This is a genomic window from Pseudomonas sp. CP-1, assembly GCF_021213715.1.
GTDB classification, from domain to species: Bacteria; Pseudomonadota; Gammaproteobacteria; order Pseudomonadales; family Pseudomonadaceae; genus Pseudomonas; species Pseudomonas aeruginosa.
Window position 1 is genome coordinate 166,035 of the sequence record NZ_JAJQKY010000002.1, and the last position, 22,318, is coordinate 188,352.

Here is a 22,318-nt window from a genome sequence, read left to right on the forward strand (position 1 = left end):
CGAGCGTTCGCCTCGACGGTCTATCGGGCTCTTGGTTCGGCCTGCGCAGTGACAGGCCCGCCGAATCGCAGGATAATGCCGGCTATTTTCTCCGCGCCATGCCGCCATGGCCGGAAACGCGTGATGACGGGGCCGACGGGCCCCGTCAGAGCCTGGCAACCCAGGAGTGTCCGGATTGATCGTTTTCCGTTATTTGTCCCGTGAAGTGCTGGTCACCATGAGCGCCGTCAGCGCCGTGCTGCTGGTGATCATCATGAGTGGCCGTTTCATCAAGTACCTGGCGCAAGCGGCGCAGGGGTTGCTCGACCCCGGTTCGCTGTTCCTGATCATGGCGTTCCGGATTCCCGGCTTCCTGCAGCTGATCCTGCCGCTTGGCCTGTTCCTCGGCATCCTGCTGGCCTACGGGCGGCTCTATCTGGAAAGCGAGATGACCGTGCTCTCGGCGACCGGCATGAGTCAGAAGCGCCTGCTCGGCTATACCATGGCCCCGGCGCTGCTGGTGGCGATCCTGGTGGCCTGGCTGAGCCTGTTCCTGGCGCCCCAGGGCATCAACCAGTTCGCCCTGCTGTTGAACAAGCAGGATACCCTGACCGAGTTCGACACCCTGGTCCCGGGCCGTTTCCAGGCAATGCGCGACGGTACCCGGGTGACCTATACCGAGGAACTGTCGAAGGATCGCGGCGAACTGGCCGGCATCTTCATTTCGCAGAAGGACCTCAACAGCAGCAACCAGGAACGCGGCATCTCCATCCTGGTGGCGGAGAAGGGCACCCAGAACATCCAGGCGGATGGCAGCCGTTACCTGATCCTGCACAACGGCTACCGCTACGACGGCAATCCCGGGCAGGCCAACTACCGGGCGATCCAGTACGACACCTATGGCGTGATGCTGCCCAAGCCCGAGGCCAGCAGCGAGGTGAGCGAGCGCGACGCGGTGCCCACCGCCGATCTGTTCGGCAGCGACAACCCACGCTACCAGGCCGAATTGCAGTGGCGCCTGTCGACACCGATGCTGGTATTCGTGGTGACCCTGCTGGCGGTGCCGCTGTCGCGGGTCAACCCTCGGCAGGGGCGCTTCCTCAAGCTGCTGCCGGCGATCCTCCTTTATATGGGCTACCTGGCTCTGCTGATCGCTGTCCGTGGCCAGTTGGACAAAGGCAAGATCCCCATGGCCATCGGCCTGTGGTGGGTCCACGGACTATTCCTGGCGATCGGTCTTCTTCTGTTCTATTGGGAACCCTTGCGCCTGAAGCTGGCGTCCTCCCGTGCCGGTCGCGAGGTGGCGCATGGTTAAGCTCGATCGTTACATCGGTGTCACCGTCTTCGTCGCGATCCTCGCGGTGCTCGGGGTGATCCTCGGCCTGGCGCTGCTGTTCGCCTTCATCGACGAACTCAACGACATCAGCGCCAGCTACGGCATCGGCGATGCCCTGCGCTTCATCTTCCTCACCGCGCCACGGCGCGCCTACGACATGCTGCCGATGGCGGCGCTGATCGGCTGCCTGGTCGGCCTCGGCACCCTGGCCAGCAACAGCGAACTGACCATCATGCGCGCGGCCGGGGTATCCCTGTCGCGGATCGTCTGGGCGGTGATGAAACCGATGCTGGTGCTGATGCTGGCCGGCATCCTGGTTGGCGAGTACGTCGCGCCCTGGACCGAGAACATCGCCCAGAGCGGCCGCGCCCTGGCCCAGGGCGGCGGCGATTCGCAAAGCTCCAAGCGCGGTCTGTGGCATCGCCAGGGGCGCGAGTACATCCACATCAACGCGGTGCAGCCCAATGGCGTGCTGTACGGCGTGACCCGCTACCGCTTCGACGAGCAGCGTGGCCTGGAATCGGCCAGTTTCGCCAAGCGCGCGCGCTTCGAGACCGATCACTGGCAACTGGAAGAGGTCACCACCACCTTGCTGCATCCGAGGGAAAAGCGCTCCGAGGTGGTCAAGCTGCCGACCGAACGCTGGGATGCCCAGCTCAGCCCGCAACTGCTGAACACTGTGGTGATGGAGCCAGAGGCGCTGTCTATCAGCGGTCTATGGCAGTACATCCACTATCTCGCCGACCAGGGCCTGAACAACAACCGCTACTGGCTGGCGTTCTGGACCAAGGTCCTGCAACCGCTGGTGACCGCCGCGCTGGTGCTGATGGCGATTTCCTTCATCTTCGGTCCGTTGCGCTCGGTGACCCTGGGCCAGCGGATCTTCACCGGCGTGCTGGTGGGCTTCGTCTTCCGCATCGCCCAGGACCTACTCGGACCCTCCAGCCTGGTGTTCGACTTCCCGCCGCTGCTGGCGGTGGTGATCCCCGCCTCGATCTGCGCACTGGCGGGTGTCTGGCTGCTACGCCGGGCGGGCTGACAGGCCCGGCAGGCCGGGTATGAAAAAAGGCCACCCACGGGTGGCCTTTGTGCTTCCTTGTCGCGTCGGGCTGTAGCCTGGCCGCCGGCGCGACAAAGGCCAAAACAGCGCGTTCTGCGGACCTGTTTCGCTCACTTCTTGTGAGTGTTCTTCGGCAGCCTGACCACCTGGCTCTCCGAATAGCGGTCGTGCCAGGTACGCTTGTCCTTGTCCCAGAGCATCCAGAGGAAGCCGAGGCCGAGGCACAGCCAGGAGGCGATGGCGATCATGAAGCGCAGCAGCGCCTGGAGCAGGCTGATGGCGCTGCCGTCGCGGTTCTGCACGCGCAGTCCCCAGACCTGCATGCCCAGGGTCTGGCCGTTGTGGGTCCAGAATTTGGCGAAGAAGCCGAACAGGGCGAACACCAGCAGGGTCGAGAGCAGCGGGTCGCCGATCAGCGCGCCGCGGTCGGCCAGTTCGCGCAGATGCTCGCTGCCGTAGATCAGTCGAAGGATGCCTTGCTGGTAGACCAAGGTGACCACCATCATCAGCGCCACGCAGAGCAGGAAGTCATAGAACATCGCCGCCAGGCGGCGGACCAGACCGGCAGGGGCATAGTCGCCCTGGGGAGAAAGCATGTGTTTCGGCATCGGCGTGTTCCGTGCGGGGCAAAGCCGGGGATTATACGTCCATCCGCAGCTTGCGCCGCCCACCCGGGCAACGCTTTTCCCCGGCTGTTCTAGTCTTTGCGCAGACCCCAATCATTACGAGTCTTTTCTATGCCGATTCCGGTGAAGCGAGCCAGGAGAAAGGCGCTCCGGCTGTCGTTGTCCGTGCTGGTCGGGGTGATGCCGATCGTCCTGGGGCTGCTCATCCTCTACTGGCAGGCCGAGCGAAGCCTCCAGGAGACGTCCGAGCAGGCAGCCGGGAATGCGGTGCGGCAGTTCGAACGGATGCTCGACAACGCTGCGCTGGCGGCGCGCAAGGTCATGCCGGTGGCGGGGCGCCCCTGTCCCGAGGCCGAACTGGCGCTGCGCGAGCAAGTGGCGATCATGCCGTTCGTACGCTCGGTCAATTTGACGCGCGACAATACGATCTATTGCACGTCGTTGTTCGGCGGCTTCGACGAGCCGGTGCGGATCGAGAACTATGTCGACGGACGCCTCTTGCTGATGCCCGGCAACCAGGTCACGCCGGACGCCGCGCTGCTGGTCCTGCGGGACTCCGACGGCAAGCGCGGGGTATTGGCGGCGATCGACGGGCGCTACTTGAGCTACGTGCTGGACCTCGTCGACCGACGTAGCCGACAGGTGCTGGTGGTCGGTCCCAATTGGCTGGATGCCGAGGGCCGCACCCACCGCGACGCGCCGCCCACCTATGAGGTCGCCGCCGTATCGCTCGCTTCGCAGCGTTATCCGTTGCGGGTGCTGTCGGGTTTCCCCGAGGGCGAGGAATGGCGATCGATCCGCTCGCAGAACCCGGCGATGTTCGGCCTGCTACTGTTCTTCGGACTGCTGGCCGGCACTCTGTGCTACTGGCTATCCAGGCGGGTCGCCTCGCCCAGCAGCGAACTGCGCCGGGCCCTGGAGGCCAACGAGTTCATTCCCTACTACCAGCCGCTGAGTCCCGGCCAGGGCGGACGCTGGATAGGCGTCGAGGTGCTCATGCGCTGGCGTCATCCGCGCGAGGGACTGATCCGGCCCGACCTGTTCATACCTTTCGCCGAGCGCTCGGGACTGATCGTACCGATGACGCGCGCGCTGATGCGCCAGGTCGCGGAAGACCTGGGCGGGCATGCCGGGAAGCTGGAGCCAGGCTTCCACATCGGTTTCAACATCAGTGCCACCCATTGCCACGAACTGGCCTTGGTGGACGACTGTCGCGATCTGTTGGCGGCGTTTCCGCCCGGGCACATCACCCTGGTCCTGGAACTGACCGAGCGCGAGCTGATCGAGTCGAGCGAAGTCACCGACCGCCTGTTCGACGAATTGCATGCCCTGGGAGTGAAGATCGCCATCGACGATTTCGGCACTGGACATTCCAGCCTGGCCTACCTGCGCAAGTTCCAGGTGGACTGCCTGAAGATCGACCAGAGCTTCGTCGCCCGCATCGGCATCGATACTCTTTCCGGGCATATTCTCGACAGCATCGTCGAGCTGTCCGCCAAGCTCGACCTGGATATCGTCGCCGAAGGCGTGGAGACCCCCGAGCAGCGTGACTACCTGGCCGCCCGCGGGGTGGATTACCTGCAGGGCTACCTGATCGGCCGGCCGATGCCGCTGGAGAGTCTGCTTTCCAGCCTGACTGTGCAGGAGGGGCAGGACGCTTCCGTCGTCGCACTTCCGGCAGATCGAGGCTAGCGGCTACCAGTCCCTCGGCGAGGGGCAGCCTCTCAGCTTCTTCGTTACGGATGAGACAAAAGGCCCGCAGGTCGAGCAGGTGCAAGCCCTGCATCGCCTCTGGCACGACAAAATGCCTCGCATCCGCGGGGCTATTTTTTTGCTTCGGCTGTGGTAGATTTTTTTCGCCGAGCTGGGAAGACAGCAGTTCGGGTAAAGGCAGCGTCTCGACTCCAGCGCTGCCTTTTTTTATTTGCAGGCCGGATCAGATCGCAGACAACAAAAAACCGGCGCGAAGGCCGGTTTCTCTGCTGTCCTGTGCTCCCCCTGGAAACGCTTGGGAAGTCAGGATGGTGCTCGGGAGGGAACCGAACTTATGGCCGAAGATGCTGATTCTTTAGAACTGTGTTTCCTTGCGCTCTTTTTGATGCCCCCAATAATGCCCCAAAAGAAATTGCACTCCGACTTTTCTCCTGCGAGGCCTTTTTGAAGGCGTTAGAGCAATCATAGTTGCCATGAGCGCCTGACTGGGCTCCTTTGATCAGCAGTGTCACGCCGTCAATTTATGTTTGCCAGCTCTGCAGGTTCAAACCCATGAGCATTGAGATGCCAGTCAAAGTACTTTCTGTTCTTTTTGTTCCATACCGACACTTGCTTGCCCAGCACGCTATTGACATAGCTAGCTGTAGCCTCGGTCATTTCGCGAGAAGGATGCATGACGACTTCTCCGTTTCTCACAGAAATGTAGCCATGCTCGAACAATGGATCACAACCAAGCCGGCACATGGGGGCTGCAATATTTTCGATGTCGAGCTTCTCGTCTGAGCTACAAGCAGACCGCCTCTTGATATGTGCCGCTACCAGCAAATGCCGAGGGTATTCCTTAAGGCAAATGCAACAGGTACTGGTGAGCTTGTTTTGGAATAAGTGCCGTACGATGTACTTATGTTCTAATCGAGTGGCACGGTTCGCGACTCCGTCAGTAGGTTGGTTTTGGATGTCATAACGGGCATCCTCCAAGGTGACGTCGTTGTCGCCGTAGTCGTGGTCAAGCTCTGCAAAACCTTCAAGGATCGCTGCGCTCTGCTCCTCGTTGTATCGATAGAAGGAGCGGTCATGTTGGCTGCCGATATGCGCTTGTATGGATTTGAAGCGAATTGCGTGGTGGCGTACATCAGTTACGAAGTAGATGTTTTCCCATGTGATGCCAGATGAGGCATCTGCCCAACCCCATAGCTTCAAGGCAAGATCGCGATTATGCGTACGATGAGTAAAGCAGGCACTGACTGTGACGACTGCTTTAGTGTTGAAGATGACGGTGTCACCTGGCTCCATGGTAAGCCAGGCATTTCTTGTTCTAGGTGATGCAAGTCCCCAGATGAAAAGCTTGCCGTCGGGGTATGCGGAATGCAGCTCAGCTCGCAACTCTGGCTCTAGCAAGTCTTCGACTTCACTGAGCTGCACTGGGTTGAGAATGGTGGTCTGTAGATTCTTGCGTGCAGTATCGTCCGAGCAGGGTTGGTAGACTACTCGGGCAGTCATTTGCTTCTCCTCGAGTACTTGACTGCGTTTCCCTTGGCTTGGTCGATGGGGTACTTCTCCGCGTTCCTTTTAAGCTTAGTTTGGGCGGCAGTTGCCAAGTTTATATTGAGGCGATCAGCTAGCCGAATTAGGTAAAGCAATACATCGGCCATCTCTTCTTCGATGCCTTCCAAGGCTTCACTCGACAAAGCTACCCGCTCGCTTTGCTCTGGGGTCAGCCATTGGAAGCGTTCAAGTAACTCGCCCGCTTCGCCAGATAGCGCCATAGCGAGATTCTTGGGGGTGTGGAATTGGTTCCAGTCACGTTCGGAGGCGAACTTGGCTAGCTCCGTCTGCAGATGCTTCAAGACGTCCATGAGGAGAGATTCACGAGTATTGCTGTAGGAATTTGGACGTTAGCTTGTAGGGTCTTTCGTGTCTAGGGCGGTCAATAGAGGATATCTGGGTGAAATAGCTTCGGGCTGACTGCTGTATCGATGAGGGGCGGTTGTGGTGGTCTACTGATCCCGGACACCGATTTAGGCGAGAATCCTCGCCGTGAAAGAGGTGTCTGATGAGCAAGCAACGACGTACGTTTTCCGCCGAGTTCAAACGAGAGGCCGCGGCACTGGTGTTGGACCATGGCTACAGCCATATCGACGCCTGCCGTTCGCTGGGGGTGGTGGATTCGGCCTTGCGCTGTTGGGTGAAACAGCTCCAGCAGGAGCGCGATGGCGTGACCCCGAAGAGCAAGGCGCTCACCCCCGAACAGCAGAAGATCCAGGAGCTGGAGGCTCGGATCAACCGGCTGGAGCGGGAGAAAGCGATTCTAAAAAAGGCTACCGCTCTCTTGATGTCGGACGAACTCGATCGTACGCGCTGATAGAGCAGTTGAGTAAGCAGGAGTCGGTGGAGGTGGTCTGTTCAGCTTTCGATGTGGCGCGGTCTTGCTACTACGTCCACCGTCTTCGACGTCGTCGGGTCGATGCGCGCCGCGTGGCGCTACGCAGCCAGGTCAACCAGTTGTTCAGCCAGAGTCGGGGCTCGGCCGGCAGCCGCAGCATCCTGGGCATGCTGCGCGAAGAGGGCGTGACCATCGGTCGTTTCCGGGTACGTCGGTCGATGCGTGAGCTGGGCTTGGTCAGCAAGCAACCGGGCTCGCACGCCTACAAACAGGCCACGGTTGAGCGGCCGGATATCCCGAATCGGCTGAACCGCGAATTCGCGACCGAGCATCCCAATCAGGTGTGGTGTGGCGACATCACCTACGTCTGGGCGTAAGGCCGTTGGCACTACCTGGCCGCGGTGCTGGATCTGCATACCCGGCGGGTGATCGGCTGGGTGTTCTCGGCCAAGCCGGATGCCGAGCTGGTGATCAAGGCCCTGGACATGGCCTACGAACAGCGCGGCAAGCCACAGCAGGTGCTGTTCCATTCAGACCAAGGCAGCCAGTACGCCAGCCGCCTGTTTCGGCAACGGCTCTGGCGCTATCGGATGCAGCAGAGCATGAGCCGCCGGGGCATTGCTGGGATAACTCGCCGATGGAGCGCCTGTTCCGCAGTCTGAAGTCGGATCGGGTCCCGTCAACGGATTACCTGATGGCGCGGGAGGCCCAACGGGACATCAGTCATTACCTGATGCACCGCTACAACTGGATCAGGCCGCATCAATTCAACGACGGGCTACCGCCTGCGGTGGCCGAAGAAAAACTCAACCCACTGTCCGGGATGGGTTGACCACTACATCGTTGGATAGGTGCCGAGCGCCAACCCTTTCTCAGTCCCTCTCACTAGGTATTTGAGTCGCCACAGTTTCGAACCGTGGGGATTCACCTTCAGGAAGAGGCTGGCGCCGGCACTTACCTTGTAGGGACGGTCTTTGGGCTGCAGGGCTGAGAAGCCCGAGTCGTCGAGGGTTGCGCTCATTCTGGGGGAATCGTCCTTGACCGAACTCAGATCCCCCCATATATGCCCCCAAATCGATGGGCTTACAAGGGTTTGGTTGGGAATCGCAGGCAACAAAAAACCGGCCAGAGGGCCGGTTCTTCGTGGGTTTCGGGATTTCTTGGGAAGTCCTAGAAACAATGTGGTGGTGCCTCGGGAGAGACTCGAACTCTCACTCTGTCGCCAGAAACGGATTTTGAATCCGCCGCGTCTACCGATTCCGCCACCGAGGCAATGGCGGCGCAGTATAGGGAGGCGCCTACCGTTGGTCAATCGGGTTCGTGGCGGGGAAAACACATTTCCGGTAAGCTACGCGGCCTTTCGAGAGTCTCCCCATGCGTGTCGCCGATTTTCATTTCGACTTGCCCGAGGCCCTGATCGCCCGTCATCCCCTGCCTGAACGCCGCGCAAGCCGCCTGTTGGCGCTGGATGGCCCGACGGGAACCCTCGCCCACAGACAATTCGCCGATCTCCTGGACTACCTGCGTCCGGGCGACCTGATGGTGTTCAACAATACCCGGGTGATCCCGGCGCGCCTGTTCGGCCAGAAGGAGTCCGGTGGCAAGCTGGAAGTCCTGGTCGAGCGCGTGCTCGACCAGCACCGGGTGCTTGCCCACATACGCGCCAGCAAGGCGCCCAAGCCCGGTACGCGGATCCTCGTCGAAGGCGGTGGCAGCGCGGAGATGCTGCAACGCCACGACGCTCTGTTCGAACTCGCTTTCGCCGAGCCTGTGCTGCCTTTGCTGGAGCGGGTCGGGCACATGCCGTTGCCTCCCTATATCGACCGACCGGACGATGCGGCCGACCGCGAGCGCTACCAGACCGTCTACGCCCAGCGCGCCGGTGCGGTGGCGGCCCCGACCGCCGGCCTGCACTTCGATGAGGCGCTGCTCGAGGCGATCCGCGCGAAGGGGGTGGATACCGCCTTCGTTACCCTGCATGTCGGTGCCGGTACCTTCCAGCCGGTGCGTGTCGAGCGTATCGAGGACCATGTGATGCACCGCGAATGGCTGGAGGTCGGCCAGGACGTGGTGGACGCGGTTTCCGCCTGCCGGGCCCGCGGCGGCCGGGTAGTCGCCGTCGGCACCACCAGCGTGCGCTCGCTGGAAAGCGCGGCACGCGACGGTGAGCTGAAGCCCTTCAGCGGCGACACCGACATCTTCATCTACCCGGGCCGGCCGTTCCATGTGGTCGATGCTCTGGTCACCAACTTCCACCTGCCCGAATCCACCCTGCTGATGCTGGTCTCGGCCTTCGCCGGCTACCCGGAGACCATGGCCGCCTACGCCGCGGCGGTGGCGCAGGGCTATCGCTTCTTCAGTTACGGTGATGCCATGTTCATCACCCGCAATCCCGCGCCCCGCGGACCCGAGGACTGATCCATGAGCTTCATGAACTTCGAGCTGCTGGCGACCGACGGCAAGGCCCGTCGCGGCCGCCTGACCTTCCCCCGCGGCGTGGTCGAGACCCCGGCCTTCATGCCGGTGGGCACCTACGGCACGGTGAAGGGCATGTTGCCGCGCGACATCGAGGACATCGGCGCGCAGATCATCCTCGGCAACACCTTCCATCTCTGGTTGCGCCCGGGCACCGAGGTGATCCAGCGCCACGGCGACCTGCACGACTTCATGCAGTGGAAAGGCCCGATCCTCACCGATTCCGGCGGTTTCCAGGTGTTCAGCCTGGGAGCCATGCGCAAGATCAAGGAGGAGGGCGTGACCTTCGCCTCGCCGGTGGACGGCGCCAAGGTCTTCATGGGGCCGGAGGAGTCCATGGCGGTGCAACGCGCCCTGGGCTCGGACATCGTGATGATCTTCGACGAGTGCACGCCGTACCCGGCCGACCATGACGTCGCCAAGCGCTCCATGGAGCTGTCGCTGCGCTGGGCCAAGCGCTCGAAGATCGCCCATGGCGATAGCCCGTCGGCGCTGTTCGGCATCGTCCAGGGCGGTATGCACGAGGACCTGCGCCTGCGCTCGCTGGATGGCTTGCAGGAGATCGGCTTCGACGGCCTGGCCATCGGTGGTTTGTCGGTGGGCGAGCCGAAGGAAGAGATGATCCGCGTGCTCGATTTCCTGCCGCCGCAGATGCCGGCCGACAAGCCGCGCTACCTGATGGGCGTGGGCAAGCCGGAAGACCTGGTGGAAGGCGTGCGCCGCGGCGTGGACATGTTCGACTGTGTGATGCCGACGCGCAATGCGCGCAACGGCCACCTGTTCGTCGACAGCGGGGTGATCAAGATCCGCAACTCGGTACACAAGCACGACGACTCCACGCTCGACCCGACCTGCGACTGTTACACCTGCAAACATTTTTCCCGCGCCTATCTGCACCACTTGGACAAGTGCGGGGAAATGCTCGGTAGCATGCTCAATACCATCCACAACTTGCGGCATTATCAGCGGGTTATGGCTGGTTTGCGCGAGGCAATCCAACAGGGTACATTGGCCGCCTTTGTCGATGCCTTCTATGCCAAGCGCGGCCTTCCCACGCCGCCGCTGGATGCCTGACTTTCCTTTATCCAACTCTATTGCTTTGTGACAGGAGTGCTACATGAGCTTTCTAATTCCCGCTGCCTACGCCGACGCAGCCGCTCCGGCAGCCGCTGGCCCGGCCGGCACCGGTTTCGAGTGGGTCTTCCTGGTTGGTTTCCTGGTCATCTTCTACCTGATGATCTGGCGTCCCCAGGCCAAGCGCGCCAAGGAACACAAGAACCTGCTGGGCAACCTGCAAAAAGGTGACGAAGTCGTCACTTCCGGCGGTATCGCCGGCAAGGTGACCAAGGTCGCCGACGATTTCGTCGTCGTCGAGGTTTCCGACAACGTCGAGCTGAAGTTCCAGAAGGCCGCGATTGCCGCGACCCTGCCGAAAGGCACCCTGAAAGCGATCTGATTTTCACCTAAACACATGACGGGGCGCGCAAGGCGCCCCGCGTCATAACGGGCGGTGTCATGCTCAACAAGTATCCTCTGTGGAAATATCTGCTGATCCTGGCGGTCCTCGCCGTCGGGTTCATCTATTCCGCACCCAACCTCTACCCGGACGACCCGGCGGTGCAGATCAGCGGCGCCAGCACGGCGCTGCAGGTCACCCAGGCCGACGTCGACCGCGCTGCCAAGGCGCTGACCGACGCCGGTATCGCGGTGAAGGCCAACAGCCTGTCGAAGAAGGGCGGCCTGATCCGCCTGGTCAAGCAGGACGACCAGCTTCCCGCCAAGGAAGTGGTGCGCCGGACCCTGGGCGACGACTACGTGGTGGCGCTGAACCTGGCCCAGACCACTCCCGAGTGGCTGCGCAAGCTGGGCGGCAGCCCAATGAAGCTCGGCCTGGACCTGTCCGGCGGCGTGCACTTCCTGCTGGAAGTGGACATGGACAAGGCGGTCGATGCCCGCCTGAAGGTCTATGAAAGCGAAGTGAAGAGCCTGCTGCGCAAGGAGCGCGTGCGCTACCGCAGCCTGCCGATCCAGGATCGCGCGATCCAGCTCGGCTTCACCGACAGCGAATCCCTGGACAAGGCGCGCAGCCTGATCGCCAAGGACTTCCGCGATTTCGAGGTCGTGCCCGAAGAGCGCAACGGCCTGCAGGTCCTGCGTGTCGCCCTGACCCAGGCCAAACTGGCGGAAATCCGCGAGTACTCCATCAAGCAGAACCTCACCACCGTCCGCAACCGGGTCAACGAGCTGGGCGTATCCGAGCCGCTGGTGCAGCGCCAGGGCGCCAATCGCATCGTGGTCGAGCTGCCGGGCGTGCAGGACACCGCGGAAGCCAAGCGAATCCTCGGCAAGACCGCCAACCTCGAATTCCGCCTGGCCGCCGAGCCGGACGCCCTGAAGTCCGCCACCGAGACCTTCGAGTTCCGCGAGCCGCGCCGTCCGCCGGTGCCGCTGGAGCGCGGGGTGATCATCACCGGCGACCAGGTCACCGACGCCAGCGCCAGTTTCGACGAGAACGGCCGCCCGCAGGTGAACATCCGCCTGGATGGCCACGGCGGCGAGCTGATGAACCGCGCCACCCGCAACAACGTCGGCCGCAGCATGGCGGTGGTGTTCATCGAGCAGAAGCCGGTGACCCGCTACACCAAGCAGATGGTCGATGGCGTCGAGAAGGAGGTCGCGGTTCCGGCGTTCAAGGAAGAGAAGCAGATCATCAGTCTGGCGACCATCCAGTCGCCGCTGGGCAACCAGTTCCGCATCACCGGCCTCGATGGCCCGGGCGAGTCCTCCGAACTGGCCCTGCTGCTGCGTGCCGGCGGCCTGGCTGCACCGATGTACTTCGCCGAAGAACGCACCATCGGCCCGAGCCTGGGGGCGGACAACATCGCCAAGGGTGTCGATGCGTCGCTCTGGGGCATGCTCTTCGTATCGCTGTTCATCATCGTCATCTACCGTTTCTTCGGCGTGATCGCCACCGTTGCGCTGGCCTTCAACATGGTCATGCTGGTAGCGCTGATGTCGATCCTCGGCGCGACCCTGACCCTGCCGGGCATCGCCGGTATCGTGCTGACCATGGGCATGGCGGTGGACGCCAACGTGCTGATCTTCTCGCGGATACGCGAGGAGCTGGCCAATGGCATGTCGGTCCAGAGGGCGATCCACGAAGGCTTCAACCGTGCCTTCACCGCGATCCTCGACGCCAACCTGACCTCGCTGCTGGTCGGCGGCATCCTCTACGCCATGGGCACCGGCCCGGTGAAAGGATTTGCCGTGACCATGTCGCTCGGCATCATCACCTCGATGTTCACGGCCATCATGGTCACCCGCGCAATGGTCAACCTGATCTTCGGCGGGCGTGACTTCAAGAAGCTGTGGATCTAAGGGGGCTGAGATGAATATCAAGATCGGTACCATCAACTTCATGGGCATCCGCAACATCGCGTTTGCCGTCACCCTGATCCTGACCGTCATCGCCCTGGGCAGCTGGTTCACCAAGGGCATCAACTTCGGCCTCGACTTCACCGGCGGTACGCTGATCGAGCTGACCTACGAACAACCGGCCGATCTCGGCAAGGTGCGTGGTCAACTGGTCGGCGCCGGCTACGAGGACGCCGTGGTGCAGAGCTTCGGCGACGCCCGCGACGTGCTGGTGCGGATGCCCAGCGAGGACCCGGAACTGGGCAAGAAGGTCGCTACCGCCTTGCAGCAGGCCGATACCGGCAACCCGGCGAACCTGAAGCGGGTCGAGTACGTCGGCCCGCAGGTGGGTGAAGAACTGCGCGACCAGGGCGGCCTCGGCATGCTCCTGGCGCTGGGTGGCATCCTGCTGTACGTCGGCTTCCGCTTCCAGTGGAAGTTCGCCCTCGGGGCGATCCTCTCGCTGGTGCACGATGCGATCATCGTGATGGGCGTGCTGTCGTTCTTCCAGGTGACCTTCGACCTGACCGTCCTCGCCGCTGTGCTGGCGGTGGTCGGTTACTCGCTGAACGACACCATCGTGATCTTCGACCGGGTGCGCGAGAACTTCCGCGTGCTGCGCAAGGCCAGTCTGATCGAGAACCTGAACATCTCCACCAGCCAGACCCTGTTGCGCACCATCGCCACCTCGGTCTCCACGCTGCTGGCCATCGCCGCGCTGCTGTTCTTCGGCGGCGACAACCTGTTCGGTTTCTCCATCGCCCTGTTCGTCGGTGTAATGGCGGGTACCTACTCGTCGATCTACATCGCCAACGTGGTCTTGATCTGGCTGAACCTGACCAGCGAGGACCTGATCCCGCCGCAGGCCAAGGACACCGTCGACGATCGCCCCTGAGGCGCTCTGGTTCGGCACTCCGGCGCCTGCCGGTCACTCGAGGACTCCCGCTTTTGGCGGGAGTTTTCGTATCTGCGCCAACGAAACGTTTGTCGGGAGCCTGGAACTTGGTGGTTTTTGCCCAGTCCTAGGCAAGGCAAAGGGCGAACATAGCCCGCATTGGATGAAAGCCAGGAGGTACATGTGAACAAGTCGATGCTCGTCGGGGCCGTTCTGGGTGCCGTAGGCGTGACCGCAGGTGGCGCGGTAGCCACCTATAGCCTGGTGGATCGCGGTCCCGACTACGCCGAGGTCGTCGCTGTCCAGCCGGTCAAGGAAACCATCAAGACGCCGCGCCAGGTCTGCAAGGACGTGGCCGTGACCCGCCAGCGTCCGGTCAAGGACCAGCACCAGATCGCCGGTACCGCCATCGGTGCGGTGGTCGGCGGCTTGCTGGGCAACCAGATCGGCGGCGGTACCGGCAAGAAGATCGCCACCGTGGCCGGCGCCGTCGGCGGCGGCTACGCCGGCAACAAGGTGCAGGAAGGCATGCAGGAGCGTGACACCTACACCACAACCGAAACCCGCTGCAGCACCGTGCACGACAGCAGCGAGAAGGTCGTCGGCTATGACGTGAAGTACATGCTCGACGGCAAGGCCGGGCAGATCCGCATGGAGCGCGATCCGGGCAGCCAGATCCCGGTCGACAAGAATGGCCGGCTGATCCTCAGCCAGGGCGAAACGCTGCGCTGAGCCTGACTGTCGCAATGATGCACAAGGGCGCCCGCGGGCGCCCTTGTGCATTTTCATGGAGATGAAAAACCCGGCGCCAGGCCGGGTTCTTCGTCAGCGGCGGATCAGCGCTTCAGCGACGGCGGCAGGTGCGGCTGGATGGTGGTCAGCAGTGCCTTGAAGCATTTGGTGTTGCCGGCGACGATGTGACCCTTCTCGAGGAATTCGTGGCTGCCGGTGAAGTCGCTCACCAGGCCGCCGGCTTCCTGTACCAGCAGGGCGCCTGCCGCCATGTCCCATTCGGACAGGCCGAATTCCCAGAAGGCGTCGTAGCGTCCGGCGGCGACGTAGGCCAGGTCTAGACTGGCGGCGCCGGCGCGGCGGATGCCGGCGGTCTGGCCGACCAGGCTGCGGAACATGTTCAGGTAGTTGTCGAGATTGTCGATCTGGTTGTCGCGGAACGGGAACCCGGTGCCGAGCAGGGCGCCTTCCAGGCTCTTGCGGCCGCTGACGCGCAGGCGGCGACCGTTGAGGGCGGCGCCGCGACCGCGGCTGGCGGTGAATTCTTCCTGGCGTACCGGGTCGAGGACCACGGCGTGCTCCAGGCGGCCCTTGTACTTGCAGGCGATGCTCACGGCGAAGTGCGGTACGCCATGGATGAAGTTGGTGGTGCCGTCCAGCGGATCGATCACCCAGAGGTAATCGGCGCCCTCGCCGCTGCCTTCGATGAAGCCGCCTTCCTCGCCCATGATCGCGTGAGTCGGATAGGCCTTGCGCAGCGCGGCGACGATGGTCTGCTCGGCGGCGCGATCAACTTCGGTCACGTAGTCCTTGGCATCCTTCTCGTTGACCGAGATGACATCCAGGCGTTCGATGGAGCGGAAAATCAGTTCACCGGCGCTGCGAGCGGCGCGCAGGGCGATATTCAGCATAGGCTGCATGGAGAGGTCACCTGGGTCGTTAAAGAAAGCCGGCCATTCTAGCAGAAACCGATGGCGTTTGAAGGGCGACCTGTCGGCCGCATGGTATAAAGCTGACCTCTGCTGTAGGATTTCACACCCTTCAGTAACTTGGCGTTGGAGAGCATCGGCGTTGCTCGACCGTATTCGTGTGGTGTTGGTCAACACCAGTCATCCCGGCAACATCGGCGGGGCGGCCCGTGCCATGAAGAACATGGGCCTGTCGCAACTGGTGCTGGTGCAGCCGGAAAGCTTTCCCCACGGCGACGCGGTGGCGCGGGCTTCCGGCGCCACCGACATCCTCGACGCCGCAAGGGTGGTGGACACCCTGGAAGAGGCCCTGAGCGGCTGCAGCGTGGTGCTCGGCACCAGCGCCCGCGACCGGCGGATTCCCTGGCCGCTGCTGGATCCGCGCGAGTGCGCGACGACCTGCCTGGAGCACCTGGAGGCGAATGGCGAGGTGGCCCTGGTATTCGGGCGCGAATATGCGGGTTTGACCAACGAAGAATTGCAGCGCTGCCAGTTCCATGTGCATATCCCCTCCGATCCCGAGTTCGGCTCGCTGAACCTGGCGGCCGCGGTCCAGGTGCTCACCTACGAGGTGCGCATGGCGTGGCTGGCGGCCCAGGGCAAGCCGACCAAGATGGAAAAGTTCGAGTCCACCTCGATGCTCAACACCGAGCTGGTGACGGCCGACGAGCTGGAACTCTATTACGCGCATCTGGAGAGGACGCTGATCGATATCGGCTTCCTCGATCCGGAGAAGCCGCGCCACCTGATGTCGCGGTTGCGGCGCCTGTATGGGCGCAGCGCGATCAGCAAGCTGGAAATGAATATCCTGCGCGGGATCCTGACCGAAACCCAGAAGGTGGCCCGAGGCCTGTCCTACAAGCGGAGTGACGACTGATGTTCGAACGTGTGCGTGAAGATATCCAAAGCGTATTCCACCGTGATCCGGCGGCTCGCAACGCACTCGAGGTCCTCACCTGTTATCCGGGCCTGCACGCCGTCTGGCTGCATCGGCTGGCCCACGGCTTGTGGACGTCCGGCTGGAAGTGGCTGGCGCGCCTGGTGTCCAATTTCGGCCGCTGGATGACCGGCATCGAGATCCACCCGGGGGCCAGGATCGGCCGGCGCTTCTTCATCGACCACGGCATGGGCATCGTCATCGGCGAAACCGCCGAGATCGGCGACGACGTCACCCTCTACCAGGGCGTCACCCTGGGCGGTACCACCTGGAACAAGGGCAAGCGCCACCCCACCCTCGGCAACAACGTGGTGGTCGGTGCCGGTGCCAAGGTGCTCGGCCCGTTCACCGTCGGCGAGGGCGCCAAGGTCGGCTCCAATGCCGTGGTGACCAAGGAAGTCCCGCCGGGTGCCACCGTGGTCGGCATTCCCGGGCGGATCATCATGCGCGAGGATACCGAGCAGCAGGCCAAGCGCCAGGCGATGGCGGAGAAACTCGGCTTCGATGCCTACGGAGTCAGCCAGGACATGCCGGACCCGGTGGCGCGTGCCATTGGTCAGTTGCTCGATCACCTGCAGGCCGTCGACGGCCGGCTCGAGGGCATGTGCCAGGCGCTCACCGCCCTGGGGAGCGACTACTGCGCGAAGGATCTGCCGGTATTGCGCGAGGAGGATTTCGCCGGGGTCAAGGGCGAGGATGGCAATCCGGCCGCGTAATGCGCGGCCGGCGGCTTTCTGCTACCATGTAACGCCCTGAATTTGCCTAATCCTGAGTAATTTGATCGGTCTTATAGTTGACCTAATTACTCGGATAAGAGCATAATCCGCGTCAACCCCGAATGATCCCGATGGGAAAAGCCCATGCGTCTGACCACCAAAGGCCGCTACGCCGTAACCGCCATGCTCGACCTGGCGCTGCATGCTCAGCAAGGTCCGGTCTCGCTGGCCGATATCTCCGAACGCCAAGGCATTTCCCTGTCCTATCTCGAACAGCTGTTCGCCAAGTTGCGCCGTGGCAACCTGGTGACCAGCGTGCGCGGCCCGGGCGGCGGCTACCAGCTGTCCCGCCATATGTCGGGCATCCATGTGGCGCAGGTGATCGACGCGGTCAACGAATCCGTCGACGCGACCCGCTGCCAGGGGCAGGGCGATTGCCACTCCGGCGATACCTGTCTGACCCACCACCTGTGGTGCGACCTCAGTTTGCAGATCCATGAGTTCCTCAGCGGCATCAGCCTGGCCGATCTGGTCAGCCGCCAGGAGGTCCAGGAGGTCGCGCTGCGCCAGGACGAACGCCGTTGCTCAGGCAAGACGCCTCGTCTCGACAAGATTGAAGCGTCCGCCATCGACTGAGCAGGGCGCCAGCCTGTAGGAGTTACCTGATGAAATTGCCGATCTACCTCGATTACTCCGCGACCACTCCCGTCGATCCCCGCGTCGCCCAGAAAATGAGCGAATGCCTGCTGATGGACGGCAACTTCGGCAACCCGGCTTCGCGTTCCCACGTGTTCGGCTGGAAAGCCGAGGAGGCCGTGGAGAACGCCCGTCGCCAGGTGGCCGAACTGGTCAACGCCGATCCCCGCGAGATCGTCTGGACCTCCGGCGCCACCGAGTCCGACAACCTGGCGATCAAGGGCGTCGCGCACTTCTACTCGGGCAAGGGCAAGCACATCATCACCTCGAAGATCGAGCACAAGGCGGTCCTCGACACCTGCCGCCAGCTGGAGCGCGAAGGTTTCGAAGTGACCTACCTGGAGCCGGGCGAAGATGGCCTGATCACTCCGGCACTGGTCGAGGCGGCGCTGCGTGACGACACCATCCTGGTCTCGGTCATGCACGTGAACAACGAGATCGGCACCGTCAACGACATCGCCGCCATCGGCGAGCTGACCCGCTCCCGCGGCGTGCTGTTCCACGTCGACGCCGCACAGTCGACCGGCAAGGTCGAGATCGACCTGGACAAGCTCAAGGTCGACCTGATGTCCTTCTCCGCGCACAAGACCTACGGCCCGAAAGGCATTGGCGCGCTTTATGTCCGGCGCAAGCCGCGCGTCCGCATCGAGGGCCAGATGCACGGCGGCGGCCACGAGCGCGGCATGCGCTCCGGCACCCTGGCCACCCACCAGATCGTCGGCATGGGCGAGGCGTTCCGCATCGCCAAGGAAGAAATGGCCCAGGAGAACGCCCGCGTGCTGGCGCTCCGCGACCGCTTCTTCGCGCAGATCGATGGCCTGGAAGAGCTCTACATCAACGGCAGCATGACCTCCCGCGTCCCGCACAACCTCAACGTCAGCTTCAACTACGTCGAGGGCGAGTCGCTGATCATGGCGCTCAAGGACCTCGCGGTCTCCTCCGGTTCGGCCTGTACCTCGGCGTCCCTGGAACCGTCCTACGTATTGCGCGCCCTGGGCCGCAACGACGAACTGGCGCATAGCTCCATCCGCTTCACCTTCGGTCGCTTCACCACCGAGGAAGAGATCGACTATGCCGCGAAGAAGGTGGTCGAGGCCGTTTCCAAGCTGCGCGAACTGTCGCCGCTGTGGGATATGTACAAAGAGGGCGTCGACCTGTCCCAGGTCGAATGGCAGGCGCACTGAGCGCCTCGTGCCCCGGAAAAACGTGAGGATTAGCCATGGCATATAGCGAAAAGGTCATCGACCACTACGAAAACCCGCGCAACGTCGGCAAGCTCGACGCTGCCGATCCCAACGTCGGCACCGGCATGGTCGGCGCGCCGGCCTGCGGCGACGTGATGCGCCTGCAGATCAAGGTCAACGAGCAGGGCGTGATCGAAGACGCCAAGTTCAAGACCTACGGTTGCGGTTCCGCGATCGCCTCCAGCTCCCTCGCCACCGAGTGGATGAAGGGCAAGACCCTGGACGAGGCGGAAACCATCAAGAACACCACCATCGCCGAAGAGCTGGCCCTGCCGCCGGTGAAGATCCACTGCTCCGTTCTCGCCGAAGACGCCATCAAGGCCGCCGTTCGCGACTACAAGCAGAAGAAGGGTTTGCTCTAAGCCGCTCGTGACGAGTAAGGAGTTGCAATGGCCATCAGCATGACCGAAGCCGCCGCCAAACACGTGCAGCGCTCCCTCGAGGGGCGCGGCAAGGGCGAGGGTATCCGTCTTGGCGTGCGCACCACTGGCTGTTCCGGGCTTGCCTATGTCCTCGAATTCGTCGATGAACTGGCGGCCGAGGACCTGGTCTTCGAGAGCCATGGCGTGAAGGTCATCATCGACCCGAAAAGCCTGGTCTATCTCGATGGCACCGAGCTGGACTTCACTCGCGAAGGGCTCAACGAAGGCTTCAAGTTCAACAATCCCAACGTTCGTGGCGAATGCGGCTGCGGCGAAAGCTTCAACGTCTGAGGCCGGCGTGGGTAAACCCTGTCATTTCGCCCAGTTCGACCTGCAACCGGCTTTCCTGGTCGATCTCGACGAGCTCGGCCAGCGCTATCGCGAGTTGGTGCGCAGCGTCCATCCCGACCGTTTCGCCGACGCTCCCGAGCGCGAGCAGCGTCTCGCCCTGGAGCGCGCAGCGCAACTGAACGAGGCCTACCAGACCCTGAAGAGCGCTCCGCGCCGGGCCCTGTACCTGTTGACCCTGAGTGGTCACGAGTTGCCCTTGGAGGCTACGGTGCAGGATCCGGAGTTTCTCCTGCAGCAGATGCAGCTGCGCGAGGAACTGGAGGAGTTGCAGGACAGCGCCGACCTGGCCGGCGTGGCGACCTTCAAGCGTCGGCTCAAGGCCGCCCAGGCCGAGCTGGAGCGCGAGTTCGCCGCGTGCTGGGACGATGCGCAGCGCCGCGAAGAGGCCGAACGCCTGGTCCGTCGCATGCAGTTCCTCGACAAGCTCGCGCAGGAAGTGCGCCAGCTGGAAGAGCGACTCGACGATTAATCCCTGCGGCCCCCGGGTCGCACCCCATAGTTAAGACAGAGCATGGCCCTACTGCAGATCGCCGAGCCCGGTCAGAGTCCCAAGCCCCATGAGCGTCGCCTGGCGGTTGGGATCGACCTGGGTACCACCAATTCGCTGGTCGCCGCGGTGCGTAGCGGCGTCGCCGAGCCCTTGCCGGATGCGCAGGGGCGCCTGATCCTGCCTTCCGCGGTGCGTTATCACGCCGAGCGGGCGGAAGTGGGTGAGAGCGCCCGCGCGGCCGCCGCGAAGGATCCCTTCAATACCATCATTTCGGTCAAGCGTCTGATGGGGCGCGGCCTGGAGGACGTCAAGCAACTGGGCGAGCAATTGCCCTACCGCTTCCGCCAGGGCGAGTCGCACATGCCCTTCATCGAGACCGTACAGGGGCTGAAGAGTCCTGTGGAAGTCTCGGCGGACATCCTGCGTGAGCTGCGCCAGCGCGCCGAAACCACCCTCGGTGGCGAGCTGGTGGGTGCGGTGATCACTGTGCCGGCTTATTTCGACGACGCCCAGCGCCAGGCTACCAAGGATGCCGCGCGCCTGGCAGGACTGAACGTCCTGCGCCTGCTCAACGAGCCGACCGCCGCCGCCGTGGCCTACGGCCTGGACAAGGGCGCGGAAGGCTTGGTGGCCATCTATGACCTGGGTGGTGGAACCTTCGACATTTCCATCCTGCGCCTGACCCGCGGTGTCTTCGAAGTCCTGGCCACCGGCGGCGATACGGCCCTGGGCGGCGACGACTTCGACCATGCCATCGCTGGCTGGGTGATCGAGCAGGCTGGCCTTTCTGCCGATCTGGACCCGGGCAGCCAGCGGCAGTTGCTGCAAATCGCCTGTGCGGCCAAGGAGCGTCTTACCGACGAGGCGTCGGTCCGGGTCGCCTACGGCGACTGGAGCGGCGAGCTGAGCCGGGCGACGCTCGACGAGTTGATCGAGCCGTTCGTCGCTCGCAGCCTGAAGTCCTGCCGCCGAGCGGTGCGCGACTCCGGTGTCGATCTGGAAGAAATCCGCTCGGTGGTGATGGTCGGTGGCTCGACCCGCGTGCCCCGTGTGCGCACGGCGGTTGGCGAGTTGTTCGGCTGCGAGCCGCTGACCGATATCGATCCGGACCAAGTGGTCGCCATCGGCGCGGCCATCCAGGCCGATGCCCTGGCCGGCAACAAGCGCGGCGAGGAATTGCTGCTGCTGGACGTCATTCCGCTGTCGCTCGGCCTGGAAACCATGGGCGGGCTGATGGAGAAAGTGATTCCGCGCAATACCACCATCCCGGTGGCGCGCGCCCAGGAGTTCACCACCTACAAGGACGGCCAGACGGCCATGATGATCCACGTGCTGCAGGGCGAGCGCGAGCTGGTGAAGGATTGTCGTTCGCTGGCGCGCTTCGAGCTGCGCGGCATTCCGCCGATGGTGGCGGGCGCGGCGAAAATCCGGGTGACCTTCCAGGTCGACGCCGACGGCTTGCTCGGCGTGTCCGCACGCGAACTGAGTTCCGGCGTCGAGGCCAGCATCCAGGTCAAGCCGTCCTATGGGCTGACCGACGGCGAGATCGCGCGGATGCTCAAGGACTCCTTCGACTACGCCGGCGACGACAAGGCTGCCCGCGCCCTGCGCGAACAGCAGGTCGAGGCGCAGCGGCTGCTGGAGGCCGTGCAATCGGCGCTGGACGTCGACGGCGAGCGGCTCCTGGACGAAGAGGAGCGCCTGGCCATCGCGGCGCAGATGGACACCTTGCGTGAACTGGCCGGTGGTAGCGACACCGCGGCCATCGAGAACCAGATCAAGCGCCTGTCCCAGGTGACCGACGCTTTCGCCGCACGGCGGATGGACGCGACCGTCAAGGCCGCGCTCTCCGGCCGCCGGCTCAACGAAATCGAGGAATAA

Annotated in this window: 22 protein-coding genes, 1 tRNA gene and 1 pseudogene; 18 read left to right on the forward strand and 6 right to left on the reverse strand. The window is 63.2% G+C overall.

The window, feature by feature from the left end:
* Window positions 1-175: 175 nt before the first annotated feature.
* Window positions 176-1,294: an LPS export ABC transporter permease LptF gene (lptF, locus tag LT948_RS04630; protein WP_033995010.1), complete on the forward strand. Its 1,119-nt coding sequence runs from the start codon at window positions 176-178 to the stop codon at window positions 1,292-1,294.
* A complete protein-coding gene (gene lptG / locus LT948_RS04635) occupies window positions 1,287-2,354 on the forward strand; it encodes an LPS export ABC transporter permease LptG (protein WP_003092863.1) in 1,068 nt (355 codons plus the stop codon). Before lptF ends, lptG begins: the two co-directional genes overlap by 8 nt.
* Window positions 2,355-2,485: 131 nt before the next feature.
* Here lptG and LT948_RS04640 read toward each other — a convergent pair whose 3' ends face one another.
* Window positions 2,486-2,983 carry an RDD family protein gene (locus tag LT948_RS04640; protein ID WP_003092862.1) on the reverse strand — a complete coding sequence of 166 codons (498 nt, stop codon included), beginning with the start codon at window positions 2,981-2,983 and terminating at the stop codon, window positions 2,486-2,488.
* Between the two features lie 129 nt (window positions 2,984-3,112).
* On the opposite strand from LT948_RS04640, the gene LT948_RS04645 reads away from it, so the two are divergent.
* Window positions 3,113-4,693, forward strand: coding sequence for an EAL domain-containing protein (locus tag LT948_RS04645; protein WP_033995009.1), 1,581 nt, complete (start codon window positions 3,113-3,115; stop codon window positions 4,691-4,693).
* 537 nt (window positions 4,694-5,230) lie between these two features.
* Here LT948_RS04645 and LT948_RS04655 read toward each other — a convergent pair.
* Together LT948_RS04655 and LT948_RS04660 are read right to left on the reverse strand one after the other, a co-directional pair.
* Window positions 5,231-6,214 (reverse strand): hypothetical protein, encoded by a 984-nt coding sequence (locus LT948_RS04655; RefSeq protein ID WP_023091068.1) that lies wholly within the window; start codon window positions 6,212-6,214, stop codon window positions 5,231-5,233.
* Window positions 6,211-6,570: a nucleotide pyrophosphohydrolase gene (locus LT948_RS04660; protein WP_016562225.1), complete on the reverse strand. Its 360-nt coding sequence runs from the start codon at window positions 6,568-6,570 to the stop codon at window positions 6,211-6,213. Before LT948_RS04660 ends, LT948_RS04655 begins: the two co-directional genes overlap by 4 nt.
* Before the next feature lie 197 nt (window positions 6,571-6,767).
* On the opposite strand from LT948_RS04660, the pseudogene LT948_RS04665 reads away from it, so the two are divergent.
* Window positions 6,768-7,929 (forward strand): annotated as a pseudogene (locus LT948_RS04665) (IS3 family transposase).
* 3 nt (window positions 7,930-7,932) lie between these two features.
* Here the strand turns inward: LT948_RS04665 and LT948_RS33255 are convergent.
* The gene (locus LT948_RS33255) at window positions 7,933-8,118 is read right to left on the reverse strand and encodes an Arm DNA-binding domain-containing protein (protein ID WP_016562224.1); all 186 of its coding nucleotides are present in this window, start codon (window positions 8,116-8,118) and stop codon (window positions 7,933-7,935) included.
* 164 nt (window positions 8,119-8,282) lie between these two features.
* Window positions 8,283-8,369: transfer RNA gene (locus LT948_RS04670), tRNA-Leu, on the reverse strand.
* A gap of 102 nt (window positions 8,370-8,471) precedes the next feature.
* Here LT948_RS04670 and queA point away from each other — a divergent pair.
* The 6 genes from queA (at window position 8,472) to LT948_RS04700 (ending at window position 14,613) form a co-directional block, all read left to right on the forward strand.
* Entirely contained in the window at window positions 8,472-9,515 is a 1,044-nt protein-coding gene (queA, locus tag LT948_RS04675) for a tRNA preQ1(34) S-adenosylmethionine ribosyltransferase-isomerase QueA (RefSeq protein WP_003137849.1), read from the forward strand.
* 12 nt (window positions 9,516-9,527) lie between these two features.
* Window positions 9,528-10,646, forward strand: a complete 1,119-nt coding sequence (tgt, locus tag LT948_RS04680; protein WP_003100607.1) for a tRNA guanosine(34) transglycosylase Tgt — start codon at window positions 9,528-9,530, stop codon at window positions 10,644-10,646.
* A gap of 43 nt (window positions 10,647-10,689) precedes the next feature.
* Entirely contained in the window at window positions 10,690-11,028 is a 339-nt protein-coding gene (yajC, locus tag LT948_RS04685) for a preprotein translocase subunit YajC (RefSeq protein ID WP_003092856.1), read from the forward strand.
* 59 nt (window positions 11,029-11,087) lie between these two features.
* On the forward strand, window positions 11,088-12,950 hold the full coding sequence (gene secD, locus LT948_RS04690; RefSeq protein WP_003110921.1) for a protein translocase subunit SecD: 1,863 nt from the start codon (window positions 11,088-11,090) through the stop codon (window positions 12,948-12,950).
* Between the two features lie 10 nt (window positions 12,951-12,960).
* Window positions 12,961-13,881 (forward strand): protein translocase subunit SecF, encoded by a 921-nt coding sequence (gene secF, locus LT948_RS04695; RefSeq protein ID WP_003092852.1) that lies wholly within the window; start codon window positions 12,961-12,963, stop codon window positions 13,879-13,881.
* Between the two features lie 183 nt (window positions 13,882-14,064).
* Window positions 14,065-14,613, forward strand: coding sequence for a glycine zipper 2TM domain-containing protein (locus LT948_RS04700; RefSeq protein ID WP_003092848.1), 549 nt, complete (start codon window positions 14,065-14,067; stop codon window positions 14,611-14,613).
* Window positions 14,614-14,717: 104 nt separating this feature from the next.
* Here LT948_RS04700 and suhB read toward each other — a convergent pair whose 3' ends face one another.
* Complete coding sequence (gene suhB, locus LT948_RS04705; protein WP_003092845.1) at window positions 14,718-15,533, reverse strand: type III secretion system regulator SuhB; 816 nt, start codon at window positions 15,531-15,533, stop codon at window positions 14,718-14,720.
* Between the two features lie 151 nt (window positions 15,534-15,684).
* Between suhB and trmJ the strand changes: the two genes are divergently transcribed.
* The 8 genes from trmJ to hscA all read left to right on the forward strand — a co-directional run bounded on the left by trmJ (window position 15,685) and on the right by hscA (window position 22,318).
* Window positions 15,685-16,458, forward strand: a complete 774-nt coding sequence (gene trmJ, locus LT948_RS04710; RefSeq protein WP_003092842.1) for a tRNA (cytosine(32)/uridine(32)-2'-O)-methyltransferase TrmJ — start codon at window positions 15,685-15,687, stop codon at window positions 16,456-16,458.
* Window positions 16,458-17,234: a serine O-acetyltransferase gene (gene cysE / locus LT948_RS04715; protein ID WP_058134011.1), complete on the forward strand. Its 777-nt coding sequence runs from the start codon at window positions 16,458-16,460 to the stop codon at window positions 17,232-17,234. The genes trmJ and cysE overlap by 1 nt, the downstream gene beginning before the upstream one ends.
* 144 nt (window positions 17,235-17,378) lie before the next feature.
* Window positions 17,379-17,870, forward strand: coding sequence for a Fe-S cluster assembly transcriptional regulator IscR (iscR, locus tag LT948_RS04720; RefSeq protein ID WP_003092836.1), 492 nt, complete (start codon window positions 17,379-17,381; stop codon window positions 17,868-17,870).
* Between the two features lie 29 nt (window positions 17,871-17,899).
* The gene (locus LT948_RS04725) at window positions 17,900-19,114 is read left to right on the forward strand and encodes an IscS subfamily cysteine desulfurase (protein WP_003092832.1); all 1,215 of its coding nucleotides are present in this window, start codon (window positions 17,900-17,902) and stop codon (window positions 19,112-19,114) included.
* A 35-nt stretch (window positions 19,115-19,149) separates the two neighbouring features.
* Window positions 19,150-19,536: a Fe-S cluster assembly scaffold IscU gene (iscU, locus tag LT948_RS04730; RefSeq protein ID WP_003092829.1), complete on the forward strand. Its 387-nt coding sequence runs from the start codon at window positions 19,150-19,152 to the stop codon at window positions 19,534-19,536.
* 27 nt (window positions 19,537-19,563) lie between these two features.
* Window positions 19,564-19,887, forward strand: a complete 324-nt coding sequence (iscA, locus tag LT948_RS04735) for an iron-sulfur cluster assembly protein IscA (RefSeq protein WP_003100617.1) — start codon at window positions 19,564-19,566, stop codon at window positions 19,885-19,887.
* 7 nt (window positions 19,888-19,894) lie between these two features.
* A complete protein-coding gene (gene hscB, locus LT948_RS04740) occupies window positions 19,895-20,416 on the forward strand; it encodes a co-chaperone HscB (RefSeq protein WP_003092824.1) in 522 nt (173 codons plus the stop codon).
* 42 nt (window positions 20,417-20,458) lie between these two features.
* Complete coding sequence (gene hscA, locus LT948_RS04745) at window positions 20,459-22,318, forward strand: Fe-S protein assembly chaperone HscA (protein ID WP_003092822.1); 1,860 nt, start codon at window positions 20,459-20,461, stop codon at window positions 22,316-22,318.

Coding starts and splice junctions, on each gene's coding strand:
- iscA (WP_003100617.1), top strand. CDS start 19,564: ATGGCCATCAGCATGACCGAAGCCGCCGCCAAACACGTGCAGCGCTCC.
- iscU (WP_003092829.1), top strand. CDS start 19,150: ATGGCATATAGCGAAAAGGTCATCGACCACTACGAAAACCCGCGCAAC.
- queA (WP_003137849.1), top strand. CDS start 8,472: ATGCGTGTCGCCGATTTTCATTTCGACTTGCCCGAGGCCCTGATCGCC.
- LT948_RS04725 (WP_003092832.1), top strand. CDS start 17,900: ATGAAATTGCCGATCTACCTCGATTACTCCGCGACCACTCCCGTCGAT.
- tgt (WP_003100607.1), top strand. CDS start 9,528: ATGAACTTCGAGCTGCTGGCGACCGACGGCAAGGCCCGTCGCGGCCGC.
- cysE (WP_058134011.1), top strand. CDS start 16,458: ATGTTCGAACGTGTGCGTGAAGATATCCAAAGCGTATTCCACCGTGAT.
- hscA (WP_003092822.1), top strand. CDS start 20,459: ATGGCCCTACTGCAGATCGCCGAGCCCGGTCAGAGTCCCAAGCCCCAT.
- iscR (WP_003092836.1), top strand. CDS start 17,379: ATGCGTCTGACCACCAAAGGCCGCTACGCCGTAACCGCCATGCTCGAC.
- secF (WP_003092852.1), top strand. CDS start 12,961: ATGAATATCAAGATCGGTACCATCAACTTCATGGGCATCCGCAACATC.
- suhB (WP_003092845.1), bottom strand. CDS start 15,533: ATGCAGCCTATGCTGAATATCGCCCTGCGCGCCGCTCGCAGCGCCGGT.
- LT948_RS04645 (WP_033995009.1), top strand. CDS start 3,113: ATGCCGATTCCGGTGAAGCGAGCCAGGAGAAAGGCGCTCCGGCTGTCG.
- lptG (WP_003092863.1), top strand. CDS start 1,287: ATGGTTAAGCTCGATCGTTACATCGGTGTCACCGTCTTCGTCGCGATC.
- LT948_RS04655 (WP_023091068.1), bottom strand. CDS start 6,214: ATGACTGCCCGAGTAGTCTACCAACCCTGCTCGGACGATACTGCACGC.
- LT948_RS04640 (WP_003092862.1), bottom strand. CDS start 2,983: ATGCCGAAACACATGCTTTCTCCCCAGGGCGACTATGCCCCTGCCGGT.
- secD (WP_003110921.1), top strand. CDS start 11,088: ATGCTCAACAAGTATCCTCTGTGGAAATATCTGCTGATCCTGGCGGTC.
- LT948_RS04660 (WP_016562225.1), bottom strand. CDS start 6,570: ATGGACGTCTTGAAGCATCTGCAGACGGAGCTAGCCAAGTTCGCCTCC.
- LT948_RS33255 (WP_016562224.1), bottom strand. CDS start 8,118: ATGAGCGCAACCCTCGACGACTCGGGCTTCTCAGCCCTGCAGCCCAAA.
- yajC (WP_003092856.1), top strand. CDS start 10,690: ATGAGCTTTCTAATTCCCGCTGCCTACGCCGACGCAGCCGCTCCGGCA.